At 58.9% G+C, this 19,741-nt stretch carries 12 protein-coding genes; 4 read left to right on the top strand and 8 right to left on the bottom strand.

The window, feature by feature from the left end; genetic code table 11:
* The first annotated feature begins 53 nt into the window (after positions 1–53).
* From R3C19_17435 to R3C19_17425, 3 genes are all read left to right on the top strand, one after another.
* The gene (locus tag R3C19_17435; GenBank protein ID MEZ6062125.1) at positions 54–2,123 is read left to right on the top strand and encodes an isoamylase; all 2,070 of its coding nucleotides are present in this window, start codon (positions 54–56) and stop codon (positions 2,121–2,123) included.
* Positions 2,124–2,139: 16 nt separating this feature from the next.
* Positions 2,140–3,468: a DUF2254 domain-containing protein gene (locus R3C19_17430; protein MEZ6062124.1), complete on the top strand. Its 1,329-nt coding sequence runs from the start codon at positions 2,140–2,142 to the stop codon at positions 3,466–3,468.
* Between the two features lie 463 nt (positions 3,469–3,931).
* The gene (locus R3C19_17425; GenBank protein ID MEZ6062123.1) at positions 3,932–4,396 is read left to right on the top strand and encodes a tetratricopeptide repeat protein; all 465 of its coding nucleotides are present in this window, start codon (positions 3,932–3,934) and stop codon (positions 4,394–4,396) included.
* A 123-nt stretch (positions 4,397–4,519) separates the two neighbouring features.
* Here the strand turns inward: R3C19_17425 and R3C19_17420 are convergent, their stop codons facing one another.
* The 3 genes from R3C19_17420 to R3C19_17410 form a co-directional block, all read right to left on the bottom strand.
* The gene (locus tag R3C19_17420; protein MEZ6062122.1) at positions 4,520–5,164 is read right to left on the bottom strand and encodes a methyltransferase domain-containing protein; all 645 of its coding nucleotides are present in this window, start codon (positions 5,162–5,164) and stop codon (positions 4,520–4,522) included.
* 156 nt (positions 5,165–5,320) lie between these two features.
* Entirely contained in the window at positions 5,321–7,078 is a 1,758-nt protein-coding gene (locus R3C19_17415; protein ID MEZ6062121.1) for a chloride channel protein, read from the bottom strand.
* Positions 7,079–7,157: 79 nt separating this feature from the next.
* Positions 7,158–9,056: a potassium transporter Kup gene (locus R3C19_17410; GenBank protein ID MEZ6062120.1), complete on the bottom strand. Its 1,899-nt coding sequence runs from the start codon at positions 9,054–9,056 to the stop codon at positions 7,158–7,160.
* Positions 9,057–9,896: 840 nt separating this feature from the next.
* On the opposite strand from R3C19_17410, the gene R3C19_17405 reads away from it, so the two are divergent.
* Entirely contained in the window at positions 9,897–11,285 is a 1,389-nt protein-coding gene (locus R3C19_17405; protein MEZ6062119.1) for a phospholipase D-like domain-containing protein, read from the top strand.
* Positions 11,286–11,711: 426 nt separating this feature from the next.
* Here the strand turns inward: R3C19_17405 and R3C19_17400 are convergent, their stop codons facing one another.
* From R3C19_17400 to R3C19_17380, 5 genes are all read right to left on the bottom strand, one after another.
* Entirely contained in the window at positions 11,712–13,298 is a 1,587-nt protein-coding gene (locus tag R3C19_17400; protein ID MEZ6062118.1) for a vanadium-dependent haloperoxidase, read from the bottom strand.
* Between the two features lie 145 nt (positions 13,299–13,443).
* Positions 13,444–15,330 (bottom strand): CRTAC1 family protein, encoded by a 1,887-nt coding sequence (locus tag R3C19_17395; protein MEZ6062117.1) that lies wholly within the window; start codon positions 15,328–15,330, stop codon positions 13,444–13,446.
* 91 nt (positions 15,331–15,421) lie between these two features.
* Entirely contained in the window at positions 15,422–18,085 is a 2,664-nt protein-coding gene (locus R3C19_17390) for a multiheme c-type cytochrome (GenBank protein MEZ6062116.1), read from the bottom strand.
* The gene (locus R3C19_17385; protein MEZ6062115.1) at positions 18,086–18,295 is read right to left on the bottom strand and encodes a hypothetical protein; all 210 of its coding nucleotides are present in this window, start codon (positions 18,293–18,295) and stop codon (positions 18,086–18,088) included.
* A gap of 67 nt (positions 18,296–18,362) precedes the next feature.
* A complete protein-coding gene (locus tag R3C19_17380) occupies positions 18,363–19,727 on the bottom strand; it encodes a deiodinase family protein (protein ID MEZ6062114.1) in 1,365 nt (454 codons plus the stop codon).
* Between the last annotated feature and the right edge of the window lie 14 nt (positions 19,728–19,741).

The following is a 19,741-nucleotide window of genomic DNA, read 5'->3' as shown; positions in this document are numbered from 1 at the left end:
TGCGAACAATTCGCATGACGGAGGATCAGCAAGAACCGGATTGGATCAGGACGGTGAACAGAACAGAGATCGCCGGATCAGAACAGAGTGCGGGCACACCGTTTCCGCTGGGCGTTTCCTGGATCGCGAGGGAAAATGCCTGGAACTTCGCATTGTATTCCAGGCACGCCGAGCAAGTGACGCTGCTGCTTTATGGAGCCGAAGAACTCACGCGTCCGCTGTTCTGCTACGACCTGGACTTTCGCCGACACAAGTCCGGGCCGATCTGGCACTGCCGGGTGCCGCGCAGCCAGGCGCCCGATGCTCGCTATTATGCTTATCGAGTTGACGGGCCGGCTTCCGGGCCGGGGTTTGCCATGCATGCATTCGACGGCCAGAAACTGCTGGTCGATCCGTATGCCCGGTCGATCTACTTTCCGCCCGGTTTCGATCGCGAAGCGGCACGTCAGCCGGGTTCGAACGAAGGCCATGCGCCGCTGGCCCTGCTGCACGCTCATGAGCCGGGCTGTGACTGGGGCGATGACCGGCCGGTGCGTCGCACATCGGATCTGGTGATCTACGAAATGCATGTGCGCGGGTTCACGTGCGATGAGAGTTCGGGCGTGAGCGAACAGAATCGCGGTACGTTCGCCGGTGTGGTTGACCGGATTCCTTACCTGCAGGAGTTGGGCGTGACGGCCGTCCAACTGATGCCCGTGTTTCAGTTCGATCCGCAGGACGGCAACTACTGGGGCTACATGCCGCTCGGTTTCTTCGCGCCGCATCATGGCTATTCGTGTCAGCCGCTCGACTGTCAGCAGCACTGCGAATTCCAGGGCATGGTTCAGGCTTTGCACGCGGCGGGCATCGAAGTGATTCTGGACGTCGTTTACAACCACACCTGCGAAGGTGATCAGCGCGGGCCGATCTACAGCTACAAAGGAATCGACAACAGCACGTATTATCTGCTCACCGGCGATCCGGCTCGCCCGTACCAGAACTTTACCGGCACCGGCAACACGCTGCATACCGCCAACCGAGCAGTGCGACAATTGATTCTCGACAGTCTGCGGTACTGGGTGACGGAGATGCATGTCGACGGGTTCCGCTTTGATCTGGCGTCGGTGTTCACTCGCAGCGAATCCGGTTCGGTCAGTCCCGACGATCCGCCGATCTTCGGACAAATCTCGGCCGAACCGGAACTGGCCGACATCCGCCTGATCGCCGAACCGTGGGATGCCGGTGGCGCGTACCAGCTCGGTCGCGGTTTCCCTGGCCAGCTTTGGATGCAGTGGAACGCGCACTATCGCGACACACTGCAGCGATTTGTTCGCGGCGATACAGGACTGGTCGCCGATCTGATGACTCGTATGTACGGCAGCAGCGACCTGTTTCCCGACGATCTGCTGAACGCCTGCCGACCTCGGCAAAGCGTCAACTACATCACCTCGCACGACGGTTTTACGCTGTATGACCTGGTCTCATACAACCAGCGGCGAAACTGGGCCAACGGCCATGACAATACCGACGGAGCCAACGATTTCAGTTCCAACTGCGGCTGGGAGGGCGATGACGGTTTATCGGCCGAAGTTCTGCAGGTGCGGAAACAGCAGGTGAAGAACTTCTGCTGCCTGCTGCTGCTGTCCGCCGGCACGCCCATGTTTCGCATGGGCGACGAGTTTCTGCAGACTCAGGGTGGCAACAACAATCCGTACAATCAGGACAACGCCACAACGTGGCTGGACTGGCGGCGGCTGGATGAACATCGAGACATGTTTCGCTTCTTCCGGCAGATGATCGCCTTCCGCAAACGTCACCCATCGATCGGCCGAGCCCACTTCTGGCGGGATGATATCTCCTGGTACGGAACCTCTCACGCGGTCGACATGTCGGACAGTTCGCACACGCTGGCCTATTGCCTGCACGGCGAATCTCAGGGCGATCATGACCTGTATGTGATGATCAATGCATCCGGTGAGTCGCTGCAGTTCGGTATCCACGAAGGCGCGCCAGGCCAGTGGCGCCGTGCGGTCGACACGGCTCAGCCGACTCCCAATGACATCATCGAAGAAGGCGCGGAACCGAGCGTCGCATCAAACTTCTATCCGGTTCAGCCACACAGCGTTGTTGTTCTGGTTCGGTGAAGAAGGGTGCCAGTTGATGATGAGACTCCTGACGTTCTGGGATTCGATTCGCTCCAGCTACTGGTTCCTGCCGGCCGTGATGACGACTGGCGCCATTCTTTTGTCGACCGCGACCGTGGCCGTTGACTACGCGCTGCGCCCGGCGGACCGCCACGATGTCATGATCTGGTTGTACACCGGCGGTGCCGAAGGTGCGCGAACATTGCTGGCCATGCTGGCGGCATCGATGCTGACGATCTTCAGTGTGGTGTTCTCCATCCTGATTGTTGCGCTAACGCTGGCGTCATCGCAGTTTGGTCCGCGGCTGGTTCGTACGTTTCTCAGCGACACGGCCGACCAGCTTGCGGTCGGAACATTTATCGGCACGTTCACCTATTGCCTGCTGGTGTTGCGCACAGTGCGCAGTGGTGGCGGAGCAGAATTTGTACCGCACGTTTCGGTGACGGTTGCCATCGTATTGGCGCTGGCCAGCCTGGGCGAGTTGATCTATTTCATCAATCATCTGTCGACGTCGTTGCAGGCGCCGTACATTGTCGCAGCGGTCGGAGCCGATCTTGCGCGGACGATTGAACGTGAATTCGTGAGTCCCAGCGAGTCCGTCGACTGCGAGATATCCGCTCCATTGATCGATGCCCTTGCGGCGGCCGGAGCTCCCGTGTCGGCAACCGGCAGCGGCTATGTTCAGGCGATCGATTACCAGATGCTGGCCGCTGTCGCGAAGCAACACGATCTGTTGTTTCGCATTTGCGTGTATGCCGGCGACTTTGTCGCACACGGCGACCGCATCGCCTTTTCGTCGGCGACAGGCATTGCATCGGGTGATCTGGACAGCGTCTGCACTGCGGCATTGGTCCTTGGGAAAGACCGGACGCACGAGCAGGACCCGGAATACCCCATCAACCAGTTGGTGCAACTGGCCGTCCGGGCACTGTCGCCGGCGATCAACGACCCGATCACTGCCATGATCGCAATCGATCACTTGCGGGCCGGATTGTGTCGCATCGCCGAGTTGGCGGCCCCTTTCAGGTTCGTGTCCGATGACGAAGGCGTCGTTCGTCTGCTCGTCGAACGGCGCGTGCTTCGTCACATTGCGGAATCCTCATTCAGCCTTCTCCGGCAGTACGGCCGAGGCAACCTGGAAGTGTGCCTTGCGCTGCTGAACGCCATTGGTGAAATCGCACGGCGCGCGACCAACACGGAGTTTCATCGTGCCTTGCTCGACCAGGCCAAGCTAATTGAACACGGGGCGCAATCTGGACTGCCGGAAGAAGCCGACCGCTGCCGCGTTGCCGAGTGTTTCCACCGCGTCATCACCGATTCGCAAACGGCAACGCCGGCTGACTGACGCCGTTCCTCAGTCACGCCACTCGCAGCTCGCTCGTGAAGTCATGGCAACAAACTCCTCTCGTCGAAGATCAGGAGAATCGTTGGCAAACAAGCAGGATGACAGCGTACAGCGTGTTGAACCGCAGTGCCTTGTTCCGACGGGCACAGGCAACCTGCCATCAGATTTCGATGGAAGGACTGGTCGAAGCTGTCCCCCATCTTCCCGGACCGAATCCTTTCCGAACGAGAGGTCGTGTCTTCAGCTGTACTCGCTTGCCGAAGCGGCTGCATAAACACAAAACGGAACGCAAAATGCTCGAGCGAATCTCAGATGCTGTACAACCATCGGCGGTCTGAAACGTTCAGCGGGTTGGTTGAGTGGCAAAATGTCTGGCGCGGGTCGCCTTTGCCGGCCGCAGATGAGGTCGGGCCGTGATGCCAATGACGGCGAAAATCACTATTTGAGGAAGGAGAAACAATTCATGCGCTTCACGTTCACGATCCTGTCGATCGGATTACTGGTCATTCTTGCGACGGGTTGTTCGCCCAGGGCCGGAACGACATCCGAGGAAGATGTTTCCCGAGGCAATGAAAAGCTTTCGGAAGTCGATGAAATGCAGGAGGTCGAAGACGTTACTAAGAACGACTACGGGAAGATGACTCAGGTTGACCGAAGCGTGAAACAGCAGGCAATGGCTGACCTGGACAAGGCGATTCAGGACGACCCGGAAAACGCTGATGCATGGTACGCGCGCGGGTTTGCCCGGCTGTCACACAGTGATGCGATTCTTCCAGCCATCGGTGACTTCACGCGGGCCATCGAGTTAAAGCCGAATTTCGCGCGTGCCTACCTGATGCGCGGCCGAGCCTATGAGTCACTGGGCGACAATGGCAAGGCCAGGATCGATCGCGAAAAGGCACTCGAATTAGACCCGGGCATTGACTGACACTGCACACGATTCGCCAGGTATGGCCGCAGACCCGCCCCGGGAGCTCGGTGTCACAACTCGAAGTTCGCCTGAAACGAATGGTGACCAGCATCGTCCGCACAGGTGGCAATCGACCCGGCGTTATCCGGCCACAACCACCGCGACAGGCATTGTGAACAGCGAAATGCGCTCCTGTTTGTTCAGAGCAAAGCCTGCCTCGGCGATCATTTGCTCGACGGGGATGGGCTGGCAGTCGACAATGTGCGGAAAGTGAGTGTGCATCCAAACGTAAGTGCGTTCCAGCAAACTCTCTTCGTCGCCACTTTTGACCGATGCCATGCTGACCACGCCGAGTCGGCCTCCCGGCTTCAACACCCGACGGCATTCTGCCAGTACTGCGGGAATCGTATCCAGCGGAAACAGTTCAAGCGTGAAACTCATGGTTACGACATCAAACGAGTCGTCCTTCATCGGCAGTGGGGGGACCGCTCCAACGAGAAGTTCTACCTGGCCCGCGACACCCGCTTCCGACACGCGTTTCCGGGCCACGTCGCGCATACCAGGCGATATGTCAATTCCGGTCACCTGGCCGTTCGGGCCGGCCAAATTTGCTAACTGCACCAGCGAGTGTCCGGTGCCGTAACCGATTTCGAGAACCGACTCGCCCGGCTGAACGTTGAGCCATTCCAGGCCACGCTCGCGGGCTTCGCGTTCACCGCCATCGGCGATCAGGTCGTAGGCATGACTGATCCGATCATAGAATTGCTGCGTAAGATTCGTTGTCATGACAGCTGGCTCATTCATTTGTCTCGACTGGCGTCAGCATCAACTCCCCTTTTTACCATCTGGGCGGTGCTCACGTCAGTGTGGGCCGCCGATTCCTTTGCCGCTGGTGCCAGGAGCTGGACGGACTCGTCGCGATTATCAACAGCGGTTGCGACATCAAAACAAGTCGGCCAGCTCTGTCCGATAGATGCTGAGTTCGCGGAGAGTCACGACACCAGCGACGTCTTCGACGCGGTCCGAGTCGGCGCGGGCAAATACCACGGCGCAGCCGGCACCGGCCCGTTGCATCTCGCGGATGGCTTCCACCAGCGGCGTGCCTGGTCCGAGAATGACGAACATTTCGTCGCCGCTATCCGTATGGTCGGACGCTGCGCCAATGGAGCCGAAGGGATGCACCACGCGAACGACTCGTCCCTCGCGTCCAACGATGGTGACACCTGACACCGCCCCGGTGTCGCCGGCTCCCTTCGCCTCATCCACAATCCGAAACGTCTTTTCCATGACATGCTCCACCGTCCGTGCTTCGTCCAGTGCGGCCTGCAGCCCTTCCGGCACGACGTGGCCACGGCGAAGGAGCTTGAGCGTATAAATGCTGCCCGGAGAGGCAAACTTCCTGACGCCGCAGGCCACCATGGTAGTCACAATCACCGGCAGCACGACGTTATTGTCGTCGGTCATTTCGTGCAGCATGACGGCGGCGGTCAGCATTGCGCCGGTCGAGGCGCCGATCATCGCCGCCATGCCGGCCAGCACGAACGCGACCACGTCGATCTGGATTCCAGGCAGCAGCCAGCTCACCACATGTCCAAACACCCCGCCCAGTGTCGCGCCCAGGAACAGCGCCGGCGAAAACACGCCGCCGGAACCGCCGGAACCAAGCGTCAAACAAGTCGCCGTCAACTTCAGTCCGCACAGCAGCAGCAGGAATGCCGGATTCGTCAGTGCTCCGGTGAGCACGTCCATAATCGTGGCATAGCCAATCCCTTCCACGTGGTACCGGCCCGTCATTTGCCACATAACGCAAAGCATGATCCCAACCAGCAGCATGCCACACGCGTGTCGCGAATAGTCGTTGCCGGGCAGCGATTCGAACCGGTCCTCTGCCCAGTAGATTCCTTTCACAAAAACGACTGACGCAAGACCCATCACGGCGCCGAATGGACCGAACAGCAGCAGCAGCCAGGGCGAGCCAAGCTGGAACTCATCGACGCGAAGCGGCGCGATGTTGAACGCCGGATAGGTTCCCAAAAGAGCCCGGCCGATATACGTGGCGGTGACCGTGGAGAGAGCGACGGGAAGCAGGTTCCATACGTTCACTGAGATCAACAGCAGTTCGATGGCAAAAACGATGCCGCCCAGCGGTGCGTTGAATGTGGCGGCGATGCCGGCCGCCGCGCCGGCCGCGACCAGCGTGATCCGCTGCCGCGCGGGGACGCACATGACCTGGCCCAGGGTCGAGCCGAACGCGCTGCCGATCTGGATGATCGGGCCTTCCCGACCTACCGCCCCGCCGCTGCCGATGCAGATGGCCGACGCCAGCGACTTGACGGCTGCCACGATTGGCCGGATCCGTGCGCCGTTGTAGTGAATAGCATCCACCACTTCCGGAACCCCGTGCCCCCTGGCTTCAGGCGCGAACGTTTTCACCAGCCATGCAACCAGCAGCGCACCGAGCACCGGCACGACAATGATACCCGTGCCCCATGGATTGCTGGCTGTGTGCGCATTCGCGTCGTATCCCCACGCGAGCTTTCCCAGAAAGAACAGGTTGTGCAGCAGCCCGATCAGCAGCCGAAACAGCCACGCTCCAATTCCACCAATTACCCCCACGGCCAGCGCCAACATGCACATCATCAACAGACTTTGAGCTTTTTCACGGATTTCCGCTTTTGCCGTCATCGCTGCGCTTTCCACTTCAAATCTTCCCGTCGTGTGGTGTTTTCGCCCGTTGAGGTGCCTTTGAAAGGAAGGCAGCAACACGAGCGGATACTCCCTACAACTGCAGCCGGAGACCAATCTCGACGACCTGCTCGGGCGGGATGCCGAAATACGAACTGGCATCGTCCGAATTGCGGGAGAGCCAGACGAACAGGTACTTCCGCCAGCGGCTCATAACCAGACGCCGCGATACGTCCAGGGTCACTCGTCCCAGAAAAAACGTCGTGTCAGGGCCGGTCAAGTCGAGGTCGTACTGACGGCACTGATCCAACACGTTCGGTACGTTTGGGCGTTGCCTGAAACCATAATGGGCCACAATGCGATAGATGCCTTCGCCTATCGGCTGCACTTCCGCGCGACCTCCCAGGGGCACCCAGGGTTGCTCTTCGATCTCAATCGTCAGCAGGCCCACGGGACCGTGCAGAACCCTGTTGTGGCGTAAGTTGTGCAGCAGCGCCAGCGGAACGACTCTGGGGTCTTTTGTCAGATAGACGGCAGGTGTCTTCACGCGCATCGGCGGTTCGGCGGCGATGTCGTTCAACAATACATCGGTCGTGACGAGCCTTCCAGCCAGGTCGTCGGCAACCACTTGCTGGCCGCGACGCCAGGTGGTCATCGTGACAGCAACTGCCGCTCCGACCAGCAGCGGAAACCAGCCACCGGCCGGAATCTTGAACAGGCTGGCCCCGAAAAACGTCAGGTCGATGAGTATGAACAATCCGACAATCGCACCGGCCGCCCACCAAGGCCAGTGCCACCGCCGCCGCGCCACGATGTAGAACAGGATCGACGTGATTACCATCGTCGTAGTGACTGCCATACCGTAGGCAGCCGCCAGCTTGCTGGACGTGCGGAATGCCAGTACGAGTCCGATCACCGCAACAAATAACAGCCAGTTGACGGTCGGGACGTAGATCTGTCCGCGTTCGTCTTTGGATGTGTGAATGATCCGCGTCCGCGGCAGGAAGCCAAGCTGGACAGCCTGGCTGCTCAACGAAAATGCGCCTGAGATGACGGCCTGCGACGCAATGACAGTTGCCGCGGCAGCCAACAGCACGAGCGGATAAAGTGCCCACTCGGGTGCCAGCAAATAGAACGGGTTGCGTGTCGCCGTGGGATCCGCCAACAATAATGCTCCCTGGCCGAAATAGTTGATCACCAGCGACGGCAGCACCAGGGCGAACCATGCCAGGCGAATGGGCCGGGCGCCGAAGTGTCCCATGTCGGCGTACAGCGCTTCGCCTCCCGTCACCACCAGAAATACGACGCCCAAAATCACAAATCCCGCTTGTCGGTTGGCCGCCAGGAACTGCACGGCGTGATGCGGGCTGATCGCCTGCAGCACCACCGGATTGCGGGCCATTGCGAATGTGCCGAGCAACACCAGCACGGCAAACCAGAGCAACATCACGGGGCCGAACAGTCTTCCAATTCGCGCCGTGCCTCGCCGCTGGACAAGGAACAGACCGAGCAGAATTGCCAGCGTGATCGGCACCACGAGATGATCCAGAGCCGACGTGGCAACGTGAATGCCTTCGATTGCACTGAGTACCGAGATGGCAGGTGTAATCATGCCGTCACCATAAAGCAGACCCGCGCCAAACAGCCCCATCAGCGTAAAAAACGCTGCCGAGCCGCCTTGCCGGCGGCGGGGTACTGCCAGTGTCATCAACGCCAGAATGCCTCCTTCGCCGTCGTTGTCGGCCCGCATGACAAACGTCAGGTACTTCAACGACACGACCAGCACCAGAGCCCAGAATATCAGCGACAGCACACCAAGCACGCTGGCGGCAGTCACGTCGAGACCTCCGTCACTCCGAAAGCATTCGCGCACCGCATACAGCGGACTTGTGCCGATATCGCCGTAGACGATCCCCAATGCCGCCAGCGTCAAATGGCTCAGGCGACCGGATTGCGTGGTCGAGGTAGAGTTGGTTTCAGCGTTGTCAGACATGTCAGCCTGATTCTGATGGTCCGGACCAGGCATTGCCAGGCGGTGCTCTGAAGTCGCATATCGACACCCGATTGACCTCGCCACGAATCGTCGGCCATGCTCGGAATCACATTCGAGACGTCACCCGGACTCTACGATACGAGGACCGAATGCTGCAGTGAAGTGGTCTTCCACGCTGCCCGACGTGTCGGTAAAGGGAGGTAATCTAAGTAGAACGTTCCCGGTTCTGATCGGCTGGATTGCTCCGCCAACGTTTTCGCAGAGGATGAAGCAGCCCCGGTCGTCGCCGGCGTCGGCTTCCTTCTGACCCTTCTCCCGTGCAACATGTTGCAGGTACCGGAACACACGCTGGCTGAAACGCGGACGGTTTCAACGGTAGGCGAAGCTCTTATCACCGGACGACAGGAAAGTGAAAAGACGGCTCGGAAGTGAAAGTCAGTGACGCCGCAAGACGGTCGCTCGACACGATGAGAATCTTCCTGTCCGCATGACCCGGAGATCACTGGCGTTCCGCTGTACCGCGATGTCGGTGATGTTTTGCCTGAAGGGTCAGTCGCATTGAATGTTGCGGATGTCGTTTGTCGTCGCTGCCCGACGGTTCAGTATCATCAGCAGTTCGTTCACACCGTCGGCCGGATGTAAGGCCCGGGTTGCTCCGTATCGGTGGTCGTCGGGCAGGATGAAGAACTGGCAGACATGCTGACTTCCGAGCATCCCGGCAGCTGAATGATGCTGCCTTCGACTCGGTACCGGCACACTGTTCCACCAGACTTTCAACTGCGATCCCTGTTTGGCCGATAATCACCTTCCGGCCACACTCCAGCAGGATGACTGATTCCCATGTCGATGTTTGAGTCCTGGTTATTCGGACATTCCATACTGATCTTCAGCTACTCATTGGCTATCGCCGGCGTCGCGCACATGCTGCGACATCGACGTTCGCCCGGCGGCACGATGGCATGGCTGGTTACGTTTGTTGCCTTGCCGCTGGCGGGCACGGCACTTTACCTCGTTTTTGGGGGGCGCAAACTCAGGCAGGCACGTCGCGCGGCAAGCATCCGCTTTCGTGAAGACCAGTCGGTTCCCCGGGGCCTGATGGACGACTTCAGCCAATCCCTGTGTACCTACGGAACCGCCCCCGTGACCGGCGGTAACAAAGTTACGATTTGCGACAACGGTGTTTCGGGCTACCAGCACCTGATGGAATTGATCGACCGTGCGCAGAACCGCATCTGCCTGGCGACTTTTATCTTCGCCCGCGACAGTCTTGGGGAAGCGGTTCTGGAGAAACTCGCGCACAAGGCGCGAAATGGGGTCGATGTCAGAGTCCTTGTGGACGGTCTGGGATCCTTGAGAACACATCACCGATTCTTCCACGAATTCATCGCCTGTGGCGGCAAGTTCGCGGTTTTTCAGCCCGTGGTTGACTTTCCGTTTCGAACCCACACAAACCTGAGGAATCATCGCAAGATCCTCGTTGCCGACGGCCGCATCTCCTTTGCCGGAGGCATGAACCTGACGCAGGAAGATATCTACCCGGAAACAACAGGTGCGGGTTGGCAGGATTTGTCGCTGGTCATCGAAGGACCCGCTGCGGAACACCTGGAGACCGTATTTCGCGGAGACTGGCGATTTGCCACAGGCGACGTCGAAATCGACTTGCCGTCGGAGCATCTGTCAACACGGGCCGGTTCACAGCTCGTCCAGATTCTGCCTGCGGGCCCGGATGTTCCCAATGATCCAATCTATTCTGTCAGCGTGACCGCCATCTATCGGGCGTCACAGCGGATATGGATCGTCACTCCGTATTTCGTGCCGAACGACGCATTGGTCGAAGCCCTCATGTTCGCATCTCAGCGCGGCGTTGATGTTCGCATCCTGGTGCCGCGCAGGTCAAACCATCTCCTATCGGATCTGGCGGCAGCAAGTTTGCTTCGCGACATTCAGGGAGCTGGCGGCACGGTGCTGCGATACCTCAAGGGCATGGTGCATGCCAAGGCCATGCTGGTAGATCAGGAGTTTGCCGCTGTCGGTTCGGCCAACTTTGATATGCGCAGCCTGTTTCTAAATTACGAAGTCATGCAAGTCTGCTATTCGCCTGCGGCCATCGAGTCAGTTTCGCAATACTTTCTGAAATTGGCAGCGAACTGTGAGAGCGGCCCGTCCAGGTCCGGGTTCTGGCGCGAAATGGGTGAAGGTACTATTCGCGCGTTGTCGCCGCTGTTCTGATTCGCGAGGCAAGCCTGGTCGTCGCTGTTCCGGGTATGTTTCAAGTGTCAGAGGTCTTGAACGGCGTTTCGTACCTGCGAGGCGAGGTTCGTTCCCGGCCCGGGTCGGTGGTGCCAATGGACATGCTGCACTCCTTACTGTCGTTGATGCGTCGGAAACTGCGTGGATAGTGTCTCAGCAAGCTTCCTCATGATGTCGACGCGATTTCGTCAGCAGAATTGCTGTTGGCCGTGGCGGCTCACGGAAGCTCAGTCACGACGTTCTTATCGCGTACGCGTGGCAGGGCGTTCATTGCGTTCGCTATGCAGTGACGTGACCACGAATCGCGCCGGCGTTGCACGTCGCGTAGGTTGTTGCGAACGGCATCGGCAGACCGCAGCGTGATTCGACGATGCAGTTACGCCAATACCAGACGCACATTTCCGTTCAATCCACCGCCTTCTGTGCTCCGTACCGAAGCGCATGCACTGGTGTGGCAGTGCCGTCGAAGTATTTCTGGATTTCCGGCCAGACATAATTCGCCACGTCACGTCCGAGTTTCAGGCCGGCGACGTTGTCGGACTGGATGTGGTAGCCACCCATGACACGGGAAATTCCTGCCATCTCAGCGGCTGCCGTAAACGTCGGGATCGGCAGCATGATCTCGCAGGTCGCGTGTTCCGCCCCGAGGATCTCTTCAAGCGGACGTCCATCCAGTTGCTGCATCTGGCGACACGTGAAACCCTGTTCGGTCAGCTCGCCGGCTGTGCGCGGTTCGATGAATCCGCATTTGTCGCTGCCCGTAAAGAGCTTCAGGATTTCAGCACAGCCTCCGCTGATGCAACTGTGTCCGGAAACGTAACCCGGAAATGGCGGCGTGATGAATGTACTGGGCGAATAGGGATGCCAGTCGTCACCGAGGATACTCGCCACGCCGTTTCCCGGCCCCGTCCAGCCCTTGATCGTCTTGCCTTTGTAATAGTGTCGAACGAGGGTCCACGGCCGTGAACTGTCGTAATACCGTTTGGACTCCCACGACGCGATAAACGTATCGAGCGCGCAGTTTCCCACCGTGAAAAACAACTTAACGTCCTGATCCAGGTCCTGGTTGTCCCGTGTTGAGACAACGAGTGCGAACTTCAGCCAGTGCCCGGACTGTCCGGTTGATCTGGGTCCGTCGCGCATGAACTCCACAATCGCCTTCTGTTCGGGAGTCAGCGTTGCATTGAACCGGATACACTCATCGACCTCATTCAGCAACTTGCAGTCGCCGACCAGCGGAGGTGGCCCGGGTCGAAACTGTGACGCTTTCCTGAGCCCGAAGGGAATCACTCGATACCAGTGCGGAGTCAGAAAACCCATCGTGATCCTGCCGCCCCTGCCGTCATCGAAGGGGATGGGCTGCCAGCGATCGGGATCGATTGTCCTGTCTGCCGAGTTCACCGGTCGATACATGGTGTAGTCGGAGTAGGGCTCTCCATCCGAACCCTGTTCATCACCGAGCTGATTGGCACCGTCACGGCAGCGGTAATCCACGAGAATTCGGGCGGCATGATTGCCGATTCCAGCGGGCGATGCCGGGTCTTCTGAGGTATCCGCCGGATCGTATCCCATACGTTCCATTTCAGATGTCAGATACTCTGCGAATTCGGGATATTGGTTGAGGCAGGCGCGGTACATTGCATAGGCAATCGCTGTCTCCTTGTTTTTCAGAGTCCTCTCAGCCGCAGGCCTGCGGAGGCTCCCGCCGAACATGGTCGCGACCGCGCGATCGTCATAGGCAGCCCAGGCATCAAACATCGCGGTAACGGGAATCGCCATTTGCCGGGACAGAATCGTGGGTCTCGCACCGATCCGCTCGACATCACGAGCTGCGGCTTCCAGCATGATTTCCAGCCAGCGGTATGCGGCAGATCGTTGTGGTACGCTGGCCGATTTTCCACCAGGTATCTGCTGTGCGGCTGCCGGCATCGCCGGAAAAAACAGGCAAAATGACAATGCGAGTGACGCGGGCAGTAGGCGAAGCGTGTTCATTGAAAATGGCTCCAACAGAGGATTTGAATCGCACGGGGCCTGACAGCCGGACTTGATGGACAATGCCGGCGGCAGACCGGAACTCAGTCGTGCGGAAGTCGTACTCGACGCAAGCGGTCCGCGCCATGCTCTATCTGTACGCACGTTATGAAACCGGTGTCGCCAGCGGCTGGTCAATGTCAATCAACTGATCCACTCGCGGTGTGGCAACTTCCTGCTTCAGGCCATCCGCCCACTCGATGGTCAGTTTCTCGATCTGGTGGTCGTCGCCGAGACCAAATGTGAGCGGCAGTTCCACCTGAGATGCGTAACTGCGGGTTGGCATCACCTGCTGGCGCAGCACTCGATCCGGCAGAGTCACACTGACCCAGGAACCAATGGCATCGGGATTGCTCACAGTCCCGTGAAGCTTCACGCGCAGCCAGTGGTGACCGCTGTCCTGATCGTTTCGAAGAAGCCGGGGACGCTGTGCGACGGCAGTAATCAGAATGTCCAGGTCGCCATCACCGTCAATGTCTGCGTAGCTCGCACCGCGGCCAACCAGCGGTTCGGCAAACTCCGCTCCGGTTTCAGCGATACTCAGCGGTCGAAACTCGGTGGCCTGCTTCGGACCGCAGTTCCAGAACAGCTGCGGTGCCTGTTCATAGTGCTGACTTGGCTGAACCCGATTGATTTCGTCCTCCAGATGGCCGTTGGCGGCAAAGATATCAACGCGGCCATCCAAATCCGCATCAAAGTAAAACACCCCGAACGTCAGCTGCAGTCGCGTATTCGGCCCCAGTCCTGTGGAGATGGCTTCATCGACGAACATCAACTGACCGGGCTGAGTGACATACAACGCGGTCATCTCATTGGAAAAATTGCCGATCGCGACGCCCAGACAGCCATCATTGCGAAAGGCCGAAACGTCGATCCCCATCGCTCCGCGGGCATTGCCTGCCATGTCGAAGGCAATCCCTGCCGGACCGCCCATTTCCTGAAATGAGCCATCCTGGCGATTCCGGAACAGAAAGTTCTGAACGGTGTCATTCGCCACAATCACGTCCAGCCATCCATCGTTGTCGAAATCAGCGAACGTCAGACCCAGCGATTTCGCCATGGGTTCGCCGGTTGTCGGCGTGCGAACCTGCAGTCCCGCTTCGTCGCTGATTTCCGCAAACCGGCCGCCGCCGTCATTGCGATAGAGATATGGAAAGCAGCCCTCAAAGTTTTGCGGGCGCCCATAGGCCCGGCTGCCTCCCGTTAGTTGAAAGTTCTGTCCCGAGTCAAATTCCCGCGACCAGACGAGATAGTTGCAGACCATGAGATCGAGATCTCCGTCGCGATCGAAATCGAACCAGCCGCAACTTGTGCTCCACTCGCTTGCGCTGCCGGAGACACCGGCTTCATCCGTAACATCCCGGAATTTGCCTTCCCCTTCGTTATGAAACAGCGAGTTGCTTCCGATAGCCGAGATGAACACGTCTACCCGGCCGTCGCTGTCGTAATCGCCGACGGCGACGCCGACTCCGTAGAGCGAGACGTCCAGACCGGATTGCTGTGTCACATCCGTGAAAACACCGGTGCCGTCATTCCGGTACAACGCCATTGTCGCCGGCCGGTCCTGCGACGCACGGGAATCCCAGGGCCATCGCCGGGAGTTTACGAGCAGCAGATCCTGATCTCCGTCGCCATCGTAGTCCAGAAACGCGCAGCCACTACCCATGGTTTCCGGCAGCAGCTTCTCACCTGCGGCGCCGTTTTCGTGGATGAAAGCGATGCCCGCTTCTTCGGTGATATCTGTGAATCTGATCGACGGCAGCGGAAGCTGCGGAGATTCCCGAACCTCCACTTTGGCAAGCTGCGTTTTCTGTTCCGGAGCCGGAGGTGCCGGACGAGTCAGCCACCAGATGGTACCGCCGCCGCAGGTCGCAAGGAGCGCCAACACGATCAGGGACGCCCGCAGGGCTGTTCCGATGACTGCGTCATCACGTTCCTGCGTTTCGGGATCAGTGTCATCGACCAGTGGGTCGTGGGGGATCTGTGAGTTCACGGGAATTATCCTGCTGAATTTCTGTTTCGATCAGAATCTGGAAAATCATGTCAGACGCGACTGCTCCGTGGTTCTGACCGGAAATGTGTCCCTATCGGGTGCGGGCAACATCCGCGTGTGTGGGCGTCAGTCCTGGCGCTCCGTCGCGGTGCAGAGGATAGATCGTCACGGCCTCGGCCGCGTGGTTTGCCGCCGGATAGCGTTCTCTGGCCAGCCGTACCGCGCGGCTCTGGGCATTATCATCCGGCTTATACCTGCGGTGCAGGACTTCGTGTTCTGTCGCTTTCGCGTCATTACCAATCTCCGCATATAACAACTGCAGATTGTGATGGGCGGTGACGTTCTCCGGGTCCAGTTCGAGTGTCTTTTCGAATTCGGCAATTGCCTGCCGCCAGAGATCGGCCGCCTCATCGCGAAGATCCTGCCTTGCCCGCTGGCGACCGACATCGAATAGTGTCTGCCCCAGCATGTTGCGCACTTCATAGTCTTTGCTGAAGTCAAACTTTCGCTTTCGCGTTTCCTCCGTGCTGTCATCAAGCGCACTGCGGAGATTCAGAACGGCTTCCTCCAGACGGCCCTGTTGACGATTCACCGAGCCGCTCAGCCAGGCCCATGTCCATCGCGGGAAGCCTTCCTCGTCGCGAAACGCATCAGCCCGCTGCAGGGCCTCCACGGCTTCGTCGAGACGGCCTTCGGCTTCCAACACGCGGGCCAGATTCATGGGACCGTCCCAGCGATTGAGCTTCTCCACCTCCAGAAACCCTTCTTCTGCCTGCCTCAGCTGCGACTTTCCCTTGAGCAGTTGTCCGATGGCATAATCATTCCAGCGCTGCCATACGGGAAACTCGGGATTGGGATTGTCAACCGCAGCGTCGACACCGGCGACAGGAAATGTGATCCGATCCGTTGCCAGCGTCACAATCGGAAGTTCATTGACATAGGGCTCATCCGGCTTGAACCCCCGGATTGACTTCCCGAGATTCGCGTTCTCTTTTGCAACAAACTCCATATATTGCCGGTCGAACTTGCGGTACTGCAACCTGACGTCCACAGTAATCGGCGCGTCAGTATCCGGCGGAACGGACAGCCCGTAGAGAACGGTCTGACCTGCTCCCGGCGGAATCTGATGATTGTAGAGCGGAGTGAAGATGTTCTGCGCATTGCGGCGATCAATGCGGTAGCCGTCCCTGTCAAGCATGAACACATTCACGAAATGAGACCACGGATCCACCTCGTTGCCGCGTGACACATCAAGAGCACCGCTGCGGCCGATGACACGATCACCCGCCTTCACCGTTACATCCAGCCAGACTTCATTGGAGTCAACGGTTCCCTGAGTAAACAGATGCCCCATCTTCAGGGTGCGAACCACCGCTTCCAGCAGGTAATTCCGGCCGGGTTCCAGCGTTGGAACCACCGGGCGCAGAGGCGCGAATTGCCGGCCGTCGATCTCAACATCGTCTCTGATCCCGAAGATGTCCACGCGCATGACACCGTCAAGAAATGAACGGTGAGCTTCAATAATCTCCGGCTTGTCCAGCAGCCAGGCAATTCCTGTATTGGCCGTCGGAAATAAGTGATCATGCACACTCAGCTCCGTCGCGTCGGCGAACATCCGGGCACCAAAGTCATCCGACGGCATCAGTGGCATGTGGCACTGGCTGCAATTGGTTTTTGCAGCGGGCGGATAATAGAAGCTGCGGATGCCGTGCCCGGAAACACCGCTCAGCAGGTAGGGATCATAGTGATTCTGTCCGCGGAGAAAGTCCTTGTAATGATTGAGTGCGAACGGCAGATGAACTTTATGACACGTCGAACAGAATTCCGCCGTTTTGTGGAACGGCTTCAGGAAGGTCTTCTTGTGAAACGAGGGTTTGGCCTTCACGAGCTGGTTGTTCACCCACTGCAGGATGGAGTTGTCGCTGTAGGCAAACGGATAGTGCAGCGGTTCTTCGATGGTGTAGTCCGCATTGCCGCGGGCCGAGTTGACGTGAGTCATTGCATGGCACACGGTGCATGTGATTCCGGCCTGTGACGTCGGGTGTTTGACCACATCAAATTCGGGATCATCAAACGCACCACTGAAGAAGGGGACGGGATCGTGGCACCCCGCACACCATCGGGAGGCCTGAACGCTGCCGTCCCGCTTCAGGGATACCCGACGGGTTTCATTGACGCTGGCGAGATATGGCGGATTATTGAAGGAACTGAAATGATGAACACTGTTCTGCCAGCCGCGGTGGACATCCGCGTGGCATTTTGCGCAGTACTGGTCATTCATCATTGCTTTGGCGGGAATGAAGTCGCCTGTCGCCGTGCGTGCCAGCGACGGTTCGAAATACTTGACCCCGGACTCCGGACCGATTGCATTCCAGTAGCGCGGATCACCGGAATGCATCCACAACATTCCCAGCACGGCGATGCCGACGACCGCACCGTAGGAGATCCCGATCCGCCATTTGATCCGTGGTCCGGCCAGACGGTGCAGCCAGTAGAGCCAGCAGGCAGCGAGCGGAGCAATCACGTGCATCCAGTAGACGGCGGTCCGCATCTGAGGCTGCCTGAGGTCGAAGCCGCCGATCCTCATCAGCATCAGCCCGCTTGCCAGCACCAGCAGTGAAGTGCTGAACAGCATGTACCCGACGCGGACGGCACGACGATTCCGGCGATGACGCGTGGCCAGCAGATGAATCGTTCCGAACAACACCAGCGGCACAATCAGCAGCAACCCCAGAACCAGATGGCCCAGAAACATCTATTGATAAAAGAAATTCTGGTACGTCTTCTCAGTTGCCCATTCCAGCGCGGTGATGCTGGCGAGGTAACCGGAATTTGCCGCCAGCAGTGCGGTCAGCGCAAACACGAGATACAGCAGTAGCCGCAACCGGGGGCCGACGGCCTTGACGTATTTCCTGCGGCCGCGCGCCAGCGATTCGGTCGCTTGTGTTGGAACGGGAGACGACATTGCGTGGTGTTCTCCAAAAATGAACGATGCACGAACGGGATCAGGCAGCCTTTGTCCGGGCGTCGGATCAGTTCCCTGATCTCGTCTGCTGCCGGTTGTTGAGCAGCAGCAATAGTGCCTGTTCCAGCTGGCGCGGGTGAAAACCGAACGGGCCTCTGCCGTTCTTAAAGACAATCCGGCCGTCGCGGTCGATCAGATACAGGCGGTTCGGCATTCCGCTGTACGCTGTTCCCGCCTGGTCGTCGATCGTGTCAACGAGAAACGGCAGGTCCAGATCCAGATGCTGCTGACAGGTCTGAGCGACCTTCATTCGCTGCTGCTGTTCTGCCGGCTGGGCAATTTCGATCCCCACCCGCTGATTGCTGTTCATATTCCAGCCGTCGGTCGGATGCGCCTCGCGAACATAGACCAGGAAGAACTTCGCGCGATTCCGGTAGCGTTCGTACAGCTTCTCGATGTTTCCTGCCTGACTGCGAAACGGCCCGCAGGTGAAGTTTCCGAAGATCAGTACGATCGGCTGTTCACCGATTTCCTGTGACAGCGTGACGTCGTCGCCGTGGTCAATTCTCTTCAGCGTAAAATCCGGTGCTGCGTTACCCACGTCAGGACCTGGGCTGAGCGATCCGATTTCCTGCCGCTGAAGACCCAGCACCAGTGTGCTGCGACTGGGACGATCGCTCCGGCTGGCCCGCCGTTCCTGCTGCTGCTGTTCATCGGGAGGCTGGAACTGGTCTCGCAGCTCATCCAGCGACACAAACCCTCGTGCATCCGAATCGAGTGACTCAAACATGCTGACGATTTCCTGCTTCGTCAGCTTTCCGTTGGCATCCCGATCCGCCTGAAAGAACAGCATGACGCCGGGAGTGCGCTCCAGCGAATGGAGGCTCCAGTCAAAGTCGGCTTCGGTCAGGATGTGATCGCCGTTGCGGTCGATCCGTTCGAAGTCGTCGGCGGTTCCCCCAAACTCCTCTGCGGTGACGGTCTCGTCATGATCGGCATCGCAGGACTGCACAACATGGTCCCAGCCGAACAGTGTTTGCGACACCGCCGTGGCGAACCACCCTTCTCCCGGGCCAAGCTGACTTCCGTCAAGAATGGAATCCAGCATCGCGCGAGCTTCTGAATCTTCCGGAAGCTGCGCCATCAAATCGGCAGCAGCCTGCTGCGCCTCCGGTGTCAGTTCATCATCCGGCCGTTCTGCCTGTTGTTCAGACACCGGTATCGCCGGTGGATCGGTCCGTTCATCCGCGACGGTTGCTGCCGCAAATGCGGTGACCAGCGACACGAGCAGGATCAGTTTCAGGACGTCGGCGACGATTACAAACGCCGCGAGCGTATCGGTTCCAAGCTGCGTTTCGACAGACACCGGTCGCATGGAGAACGGTCGTGCGACGCAGTCGACTGCGGCTGCCAGCGATTTTCGAATAGTCATGTTAGTGCTCCGCA

Source organism: Planctomycetaceae bacterium, from assembly GCA_041398785.1.
Taxonomy (GTDB): Bacteria; Planctomycetota; Planctomycetia; order Planctomycetales; family Planctomycetaceae; genus JAWKUA01.
This window is presented reverse-complemented; position numbering and strand designations above follow the sequence as displayed.